Below are 7,903 nucleotides of genomic sequence, written 5' to 3'. Positions count from 1 at the left end.
AAAGGCGCGCGTCCAGCTTGCGACGCTGGGGCGCCAAGCGATGCAGCGCCTCGGCCATGCGCATGTCCAGCGCATGCGTCAGCACGCCCAGTTCGATGCCGTGCGCCACCGTCTCCAGCACCGCGCCCGGCAACAGGCGCTGCATCATCGGCATCACCTTGGCGACATTGGCATCACGACCACTGAAATCATGGTCGCCGTAGACATCGGTCAGGAAAAACATCGCCGCCGCCCGTCGTGTCGGGTCATTCAGGAAATGGGCGAAGCTGGCCTCCAGGCGGGCGGCCTGCCATCGCCGGACTTCGGGGAGCCAGCGCAGCCGGTTGCGCGGCTCGCGGGCCGGGTCGTGCGCCGCCTGGTGCCAGGCCAGGCGCCTGCCGACGCGTTCGATCAACGGATTTCCTCGGGCCATGGCGCCATGATCCCGGCCAGGCGCGACCACCGCAAGCCGGCGACCGGTCGGCTACACTCGGCCGGCAACGTCATCACGGGTAGTACATGCTTTCGATCCACAGCGCGCGGCAACGGGGCCACAACGGCAAGATCGGACTGGCCATCGCCGGCGGCGGCCCCATCGGCGGCATGTACGAACTCGGCGCGCTGCGCGCCCTGGACGAAGCGCTGGACGGCCTGGACCTGACCCGGATGGACTGCTACGTGGGCGTCAGTTCCGGTGCCTTCCTCGCGGCGGGGCTGGCCAACCGCATGGGGACGGCCGAGATGTGCCGCATCTTCATCACCGGCACCAGCGACGACGCCCAGTTCCGCCCGGAAACCTTCCTGCGCCCCAATGTCGGCGAGTACCTGCGCCGCGCCGCGAGCCTGCCGGGCCTGTATGCCGACTGGCTGCAACGCCTGCTGCGGAATCCGCGCCGCGCCACCCGCTGGTCGGACCTGTTCCTCCGCTTCGGTGGCCTGGTGCCGACCGGCATCTTCGACAACGAAGAGGTCGAACGCTTCCTGCGCGACATCTTCAGCCGCCGCGGCCGCAGCAACGATTTCCGCACCCTGGACGCGGACCTGTTCGTGGTCGCGGTCGATCTGGACAGCGGCGAGGCCGTGCGGTTCGGCGAAGAGGGCTGGGACGACATCCCGATCTCGCGCGCCGTGCAGGCCAGCTCCGCCCTGCCCGGCCTGTATCCGCCGGTGGAGATCGGCGGCCGCCATTTCCTCGACGGCGCCCTCCGCCGCACGATGCACGCCAGCACCGTGCTGGACCGTGGCATCGACCTGATGATCGGCATCAACCCGCTGGTGCCGTTCGATGCCAACCAGGCCGCACCGCAGGCGGACCAGGCCGAACAGGTCGGCCTCGCCAGCGGCGGCCTGCCCGCCGTGTTGTCGCAGACGCTGCGCACGCTGCTGCAGTCGCGCATGCAGATCGGCATGGAGAAGTACCCGCATCGCTACCCGGACATCGATCAGCTGGTGTTCGAACCGAACTCGGACGACAGCGAACTGTTCTTCACCAACCTTTTCAGCTTTTCCTCGCGCCACCGCGTGTGCCAGCTGGCCTACCGCAATACGCTGGCCGACCTGCGCAAGCGCGCCGCCGTGCTCAAGCCGATGCTGGCCGCCCATGGCATCCGCTACAACGAGGACATCGTCAGCGACCGCCACCGTTCGATCCTGGACGGACTCGACGTGACCCCGCGCATGACCGAGACCACGGCCCGCCTGCGCCGCGCCCTGGACGATGTCGACCAGCTGGTGTCGCGCCGGCGCGCGACGCGCAGTTCCTGAGCCGATCACGGACACATCACCGGCTGGTGTGAAAACTCTAGACGCGCCGTCGATTCTGGCGCGCACTCCTTTCTCCAACGAACGACGGAACGCCATGGCCACGCTGAAGAAATCCGCACGCAAGAAGACCGCTTCCGCTTCCCGCAACGACGACCTGCAGGCGCAGGCCGAGCAGATGTCCAGGCGCCTGGGCGAATCGGCGCAGCAGGTGTGGCTGGCGGGCGTCGGGGCGTTCGGCCGCGCGCAGGCCGAGGGCACCAAGCTGTTCGAAACGCTGGTGAAGGAAGGCTTGTCGCTGGAGCACATCACGCGCAAGGCGGCCGGCGGCAAGGCGCAGGCCATGCGGGATGCGGTGGAGACCACGGTCGGGCAGGCGCGCGAGCGCGCATCGGATACGTGGGATCGCCTCGAGAAGGTTTTCGAAGAGCGCGTGCACCGCGCGCTGCGCAGACTCGAGGTCCCCAGCCGCGAAGACCTCTCCGCGCTGATCGACCGCGTCGATGCGTTGAATGCCGAGCTGCGCAAGCTCGGCGGCGCGCCTGCGGCGAAGTCGGCCCGTGCGGCACGCCCGCGCAAGGCCAGCGTCAAAAAAGCGGCGCCCGCCGCGAAGAAAACGCCCGCCAAACGTGCATCGCGCAAGAAGGCTGCACCATAAGGCTGCAGCGCGTTTTTGCAGGCTTTTCTGAACAAAATTTTGTTGCGCAGCACCATCGAATGGCGTAACAATCATTCCGCCCGCCAGTCCATCGAAGTTCGTTTGCTCCCCTCCCCTTACGGCTTCGGACTGGCGGGCTTTTCTTTGCCTGCATTCCGCGACGCCGAGCGGCCATCGAAAGACACGCGCCGGGCCGGCCCGGTAGAATCGCGGTCCTAATAACAACAACGCATCCGCGACGCATGTCCCTTTGGCTCCTTGGCTTGGCCGTCACCTTGGTGAGCGGCATCGCGGCGACCGCCTATCTCTGGCTGGTGCGTCGCCCCCGCGATGAAATGACCTACGGCCTGCATGCGCTGTCCGGATTGCGCTGGCGCGAATTCTCCAAGCTCGTCCTGGCCGCGATGGCCGGCCGCGGACTGGTGGAGGCCTCGCCCGAACCGCAGGAATCCCGCGAACCACAGTCGACCTTCCTGCTGCATCGCGGCGACGAGCGCTGGCTGCTGTCCTGCAAGCATGGGTCTGCCTATCGGATCGCCGCCGCGCCGGTCCATGAACTGGCGGCCAGCATTCGCCTGGGCGCCGCACAGGGCGGCATCCTCGCCACCGAAGGCAAGGTGGAAAAGGAAGGCCGCGATGCGGCGCAGGGCACGAACATCGAACTGCTCGACGGCCCCCGCCTGTGGCCGCAGGTACGCCACCTGATCGAACCCGCGCTGCGCGAACAGATCGATCAGTACGCCAGCGGTCGTGCCAAGCGCCATACGGGCATCTCTTGGCTGGGCGCGGTCGCCCTGGGCGCGCTGGCGATGGTCGCCTGGTCCAGCGGACATCCGGCGTCGATGGACGACGTGCCCGCTGCGGTGCCGCCTGCGTCCTCGGCCCGCCCGAGCACACCACCGCCACCCACCGTCACCGCCCCGCAGGCCACGTTCCGGGAACCGACGGAGGAGGAACTGGAGGTGCAGATGCGCGACGTGCTCAAGGCGCTGTCCAAGACCCCCGGCATCACGCGCGGCGTCTGGCAGACCAAGCTGACGCTGAGCATCGATCGCGTCGCCAGCGAGAAGGACATCTGGCCGTGGATCTGCCTGGAACTCGAGCGCTACCCGGCCCTGCGCGCGACCCGCGTGCAGCTCAATCCGCCACCGGGAAGCAGCGAGCCGGTGCGCTGGCGCCAGTGCAAGACGATGTGATCGCCGGCGCACCGCGACACTCCGTCGCTGTGCGTGCCATGTCGCTCCCGGGATGATGGCCACACGGCCCCCACGCTTTGCCCCATGACCGACGTCCCCGAACCCACGCCTTACGACCGCATCGGCGGCGAAGCCGGCCTGCGCCGGATGACGCAGCGCATGTATGCGTTGATGGACACGTTGCCGGAAGCGGCCGCGGTCCGCGCGCAGCATCCGGATACGCTTGAGGGCAGCKAGCAGAAGCTGCTCGAGTTCCTCAGCGGCTGGCTCGGCGGGCCGCCATTGTTCACCCGGAAACACGGCGCGCCGATGCTGCGCGCCCGCCACCTGCCGTTCCGGATCGGCATGGAGGAAGCCAGCGGCTGGCTGGCCTGCTTCCACGGCGCCATGACGGAGACGGTGGCGGACACGGAACTGCGGGAGTTTCTATGGTCGCGGATCGAGCCGCTCGCGCTGCACATGCGGAACATGCAAGCGGTGCCGCTGCGGTGGACGGATCCCCGGGACGCGTAGAGCGGAGCTTGCTCCGCTGCGTTCGCTGCCGCGCGATCGGCATCGATGGCGACGCCGCGCCGGCCCGGCGCGACGCCACTACCAGTGCACGCCCCGCATCAGCGACGCGAACGCGATCTGTTCCTGGCTCGGCGCGGACTCCTTCAGCGCCTTGCGGTCGCCCTTGGCGGCGGCGGAATCGGGGAACAGCTCGAAGGCCGTGTTCATCACCACCTCGTACGCCTTCGGCGCCACCGCATTGACGAGGGCCGCGAAGATGCCGAGGCGGGTCGCGATGCGGCTGGGCTTCTCGATGATCGCCTTGACCAGCAGGTCGGCCGCTTCCTCCGGCGACAGCGTCGGCACGCTGTCGTACATCTTGGTCGGCGCGATCATCGGCGTCTTCACCAGCGGCATGTTGATGGTGGTGAAGCTGATGCCCTTGCCCGACAGCTCGCCCTGCGCGCAGCGGCTGAACGCGTCCAGCGCCGCCTTCGATGCGACATACGCCGAGAAGCGCGGCGAGTTCGCCAGCACACCGATCGAACTGATGTTGATGATGTGGCCCTTTCGACGCTCGGTCATCTTCGGCAGGAAGCCCATGATTAGGCGGATGCTGCCGAAGTAGTTCAGCTGCATGGTGCGCTCGAAATCATGGAAACGGTCGTAGCTGGCCTCGATGGAACGGCGGATCGAGCGGCCGGCGTTGTTGATCAGGATGTCGACCTGGCCGTGCTCGTCGAGCACGGTCTTCACCAGCCGGTCGCAGTCGGCCATGTCCGCCAGGTCGGCGGTGTAGGCGAAGACCTTGCCGCCCGCCTTCTTCATGTCGTCGCGGGCCTTGAACAGTTCCTCTTCGCCACGCGCCACGATGATCGTGGTCGCGCCCGCTTCGGCCACGCGCTGGGCGGTGGACAGACCGATGCCGGAGGAACCGCCGGTGATGACGACCACCTTGTTGCGCACCTTCCCCTTCAACGAGCGATCTATGAACAGGTCCGGGTCGAGGTGGCGCTCCCAGTAGTCCCACAGGCGCCACGCATAGTCGTCCAGCCGCGGCACGGCGATGCCGCTGCCCTTCAGCGCCCGCTCCGTCTCGCGGCTGTCGAAGCGCGTCGGATAGGTGATGAACTTCAACACCTCTTTCGGGATCTTGAAATCGCGCAGCAGCATGCCGATGAAACGGCGCACCGGCGGCAGGTTGCCCACGGCCATGCGGATGCTGCCCGGCACGAAGGCGAACATGCGCGCATCGATGCGCATGGTCATCTCCGGCGCGTGGCCGGCGCGGCAGAACGTGTTGAGCACCTCACCGACGCGCATGGGTTCCGGGTCGGTCAGGTGGAAGGTGTGCCCGTCCAGCTTCGGCTTGTGCGCGATATGGTCCATCGCGTCGGCGACGAAATCCACCGGCACGATGTTGATGCGCCCCCCCTCGATGCCGAGCACCGGCACCCACTGCGGCAGGAGTTCGCGCAGCTTCTTGATAAGGGTGAAGAAGTAGTACGGGCCATCGATCTTGTCGATCTCGCCGGTCTTCGAGTGGCCGACGACCATGCCGGGGCGGTAGATCCGCCACTTGATGCGGGTTTCCTTGCGCACCAGGCCTTCGGAGTCGTGCTTGGTGCGCAGGTAGGGATCGTCCAGGCCTTCGGCTTCCTCGAACATGTCCTCGCGGAAGATGCCCGGGTACAGGCCGGCGGCGGCGATGGAACTGGTGTGGTGGAAGCAGCCGGCCTTCAGCGCCGCCGCCAGGTCGAGTGCGTGCTGCGTGCCGTCGATGTTGGCTGCCTGCTGCGCTTCGCGGCTGGCGGTCAGGTCGTAGACCGCGGCCAGGTGGAAGAAATGCTTCACCTTGCCGGTGAGGGCACGCAACTGGGCGGGGGTCAGGCCGCACTTCGGCTTGGTCATGTCACCGTGCACCACCGCCACGCGCTTCATGTCCCAGCCCGCTTTCTTCGCGATGGCGTCGAACTTCTTCTGCGAGTCCTTGCGGACCAGCACGTGGACCGTCCCGCTGCGCTTGAGGAGGTTGCCGACCAGATAGCGGCCAATGAATCCCGTGGCGCCCGTGACGAAATAGCTCATGACGACCCATCCCTCGAGTTGTGTGGGCCAGCCCCTCCGACCGCYCTGCGGGCTAACTTGCCAGAGCGGCCCACGTTCGACAATCCCGTCACGGATTGACCGCCCCCACCACCCGTGGTCAGATGGCCCCGATCACTGGGAGGGATCATCCATGGCAGATCTGAAGAGCGCATTCGAACAGGCATCCAAGGACATCCAGACGCTGTCGGAGCGTCCGGACAACGACACGCTGCTGCGCCTGTACGGCCTGTACAAGCAGGGCGCCGAGGGCGACGTGAAGGGCGACAAGCCGGGCTTCTTCGATTTCGTCGGTACGGCCAAGTACGAAGCCTGGGCCAAGCTGAAGGGTACTCCGCAGGAAGACGCGCAGAAGAAGTACGTGGACCTGGTGAAGAAGCTCATCGCGTAGTGGCACGCGACACGCGCCAGCGCATCCTCGACGCCGCCCTGGCGATGTTCAACACACAGGGCGAGCCTCACGTCACGACGAACCACATCGCCGACGAGCTGGAGATCAGCCCCGGCAACCTGTACTACCACTTCCGCAACAAGGACGACATCATCGAGCAGCTCTTCGCACGGTACGAAGAGCGCATGGACGCCGCACTGACCCCGCCCACCGAGCGCCTGCCGGGCCTCGAAGACATCTGGCTGCAGCTGCACCTGGTGTTCGAGTGCATCTGGGACTACCGGTTCCTCTACCGCGATCTGGTCGAGATACTCAGCCGCAACCGGCGGCTGCGCATGCGCTTCGCGCGCATCCTCAAGCGCGCCGACGACAGCGCGCATGCGGTGATGCGGGGAATGGGACACGCGGGCGTGATGCGGGCCTCGGCGGCGGAACTCGCCGCCACCGCCACCAACGTGCTGGTGGTCTCGACGTTCTGGCTCAACTATGCCTCCGCGCGTGGCGAAAAGGATGAGCAGGCCGCCATCCGGCAGGGCATCGTGCAGGTGATGATGCTGGTGGCGCCTTTCCTGCGCGATGCCGAGCGCGTCCATCTGAATACGCTGACGCAGGCTTACACCGCCTGAGCGGCCCCGGCATCGTGCGCGCCGGACGCGCGGCGTGCCGAACCTTCCCTTTCAGGCCGCCGCCAGCGTCGCGCCCAGGCGGGCCGATGCCGCCCGCAGGTCGGGCAGCAGTCCACGATCATCGACGATCTCGAAGTCCGGGCCGATCAGCGCCATCAGCGCGAGCAGCGCATCGACGGATTCCGCCCCGAGCTCGAGCATGCAATGGTCCGCATCGCCGGCCTCGAGGATCCCGCACCACGGCGGCACGCGCGCGGCCTGTTCTTCGATGGAACCCGGCAACCGCAGCCTGACCTGGAAGCGGGTGAACGGCTGCGTGATGGACTTGGCCACGTAGTCGGCGACGTCGCCCGGGAACGCGCGGGGCGGGAACTGCGTGCCGGTGTCGTGCAGCGCCTCCACGCGATCGACGCGGAACGTACGCCAGTCTTCCCGCTTCAGGTCCCAGGCCACCAGATACCAGCGGCTGCCCGTGTGCACCAGGCGCAGCGGTTCGATCAGGCGTTCGGTGGCACGCTGGCTGCGGTCGCGGTAGTGCATGCGCAGGCGGAACCCGTCGCGACAGGCGCCGGCGATACGCAGCAGGAGATCCACATCGGAGGTCGGCAGGCCGCCGGCCAGCGACAGGGTGACCGAATACAGCGCGCTGGCGCGCTTGCGCAGGCGCGCCGGCAGCCACTGGTCGAGTTTCGAC

Annotated in this window: 9 protein-coding genes; 6 read left to right on the top strand and 3 right to left on the bottom strand. The window is 67.3% G+C overall.

From position 1 onward, the window contains the following. A partial coding sequence (locus AC04L7_RS08325; RefSeq protein ID WP_475512807.1) for a DUF8198 family protein occupies nucleotides 1–412 on the bottom strand: 412 nt, incomplete at its 3' end. Nucleotides 413–498: 86 nt separating this feature from the next. Here AC04L7_RS08325 and AC04L7_RS08320 point away from each other — a divergent pair. The 4 genes from AC04L7_RS08320 to AC04L7_RS08305 all read left to right on the top strand — a co-directional run bounded on the left by AC04L7_RS08320 (nucleotide 499) and on the right by AC04L7_RS08305 (nucleotide 4,107). After that, nucleotides 499–1,743: a patatin-like phospholipase family protein gene (locus AC04L7_RS08320; RefSeq protein WP_296282982.1), complete on the top strand. Its 1,245-nt coding sequence runs from the start codon at nucleotides 499–501 to the stop codon at nucleotides 1,741–1,743. A gap of 94 nt (nucleotides 1,744–1,837) precedes the next feature. After that, a complete protein-coding gene (locus AC04L7_RS08315; protein ID WP_435998874.1) occupies nucleotides 1,838–2,398 on the top strand; it encodes a phasin family protein in 561 nt (186 codons plus the stop codon). A 242-nt stretch (nucleotides 2,399–2,640) separates the two neighbouring features. Continuing rightward, nucleotides 2,641–3,594: a restriction endonuclease gene (locus AC04L7_RS08310; protein ID WP_435998876.1), complete on the top strand. Its 954-nt coding sequence runs from the start codon at nucleotides 2,641–2,643 to the stop codon at nucleotides 3,592–3,594. Nucleotides 3,595–3,678: 84 nt separating this feature from the next. Next, complete coding sequence (locus AC04L7_RS08305; protein WP_475512806.1) at nucleotides 3,679–4,107, top strand: group II truncated hemoglobin; 429 nt, start codon at nucleotides 3,679–3,681, stop codon at nucleotides 4,105–4,107. Between the two features lie 78 nt (nucleotides 4,108–4,185). Here the strand turns inward: AC04L7_RS08305 and AC04L7_RS08300 are convergent, their stop codons facing one another. After that, the gene (locus tag AC04L7_RS08300; protein WP_296282975.1) at nucleotides 4,186–6,174 is read right to left on the bottom strand and encodes an SDR family oxidoreductase; all 1,989 of its coding nucleotides are present in this window, start codon (nucleotides 6,172–6,174) and stop codon (nucleotides 4,186–4,188) included. Between the two features lie 151 nt (nucleotides 6,175–6,325). On the opposite strand from AC04L7_RS08300, the gene AC04L7_RS08295 reads away from it, so the two are divergent. Together AC04L7_RS08295 and AC04L7_RS08290 are read left to right on the top strand one after the other, a co-directional pair. Further along, the gene (locus tag AC04L7_RS08295; RefSeq protein ID WP_296282974.1) at nucleotides 6,326–6,583 is read left to right on the top strand and encodes an acyl-CoA-binding protein; all 258 of its coding nucleotides are present in this window, start codon (nucleotides 6,326–6,328) and stop codon (nucleotides 6,581–6,583) included. Continuing rightward, nucleotides 6,583–7,209, top strand: coding sequence for a TetR/AcrR family transcriptional regulator (locus AC04L7_RS08290; protein ID WP_296282972.1), 627 nt, complete (start codon nucleotides 6,583–6,585; stop codon nucleotides 7,207–7,209). The genes AC04L7_RS08295 and AC04L7_RS08290 overlap by 1 nt, the downstream gene beginning before the upstream one ends. Before the next feature lie 51 nt (nucleotides 7,210–7,260). Here the strand turns inward: AC04L7_RS08290 and AC04L7_RS08285 are convergent. Next, on the bottom strand, nucleotides 7,261–7,903 hold a 643-nt coding region (locus AC04L7_RS08285; RefSeq protein ID WP_475512805.1), incomplete at its 5' end, for a helix-turn-helix transcriptional regulator.

It is taken from the genome of Pseudoxanthomonas sp. LjRoot204_2, assembly GCF_056175765.1.
The sequence above is the reverse complement of the archived record's forward strand: the minus strand, read 5'-3'. Positions and strand labels throughout refer to the sequence as shown.

Bases quoted from the DNA above. Each gene is read 5' to 3' on its own strand.
- AC04L7_RS08320 (WP_296282982.1), top strand. From the start codon at position 499: ATGCTTTCGATCCACAGCGCGCGGCAACGGGGCCACAACGGCAAGATC.
- AC04L7_RS08315 (WP_435998874.1), top strand. From the start codon at position 1,838: ATGGCCACGCTGAAGAAATCCGCACGCAAGAAGACCGCTTCCGCTTCC.
- AC04L7_RS08310 (WP_435998876.1), top strand. From the start codon at position 2,641: ATGTCCCTTTGGCTCCTTGGCTTGGCCGTCACCTTGGTGAGCGGCATC.
- AC04L7_RS08300 (WP_296282975.1), bottom strand. From the start codon at position 6,174: ATGAGCTATTTCGTCACGGGCGCCACGGGATTCATTGGCCGCTATCTG.
- AC04L7_RS08295 (WP_296282974.1), top strand. From the start codon at position 6,326: ATGGCAGATCTGAAGAGCGCATTCGAACAGGCATCCAAGGACATCCAG.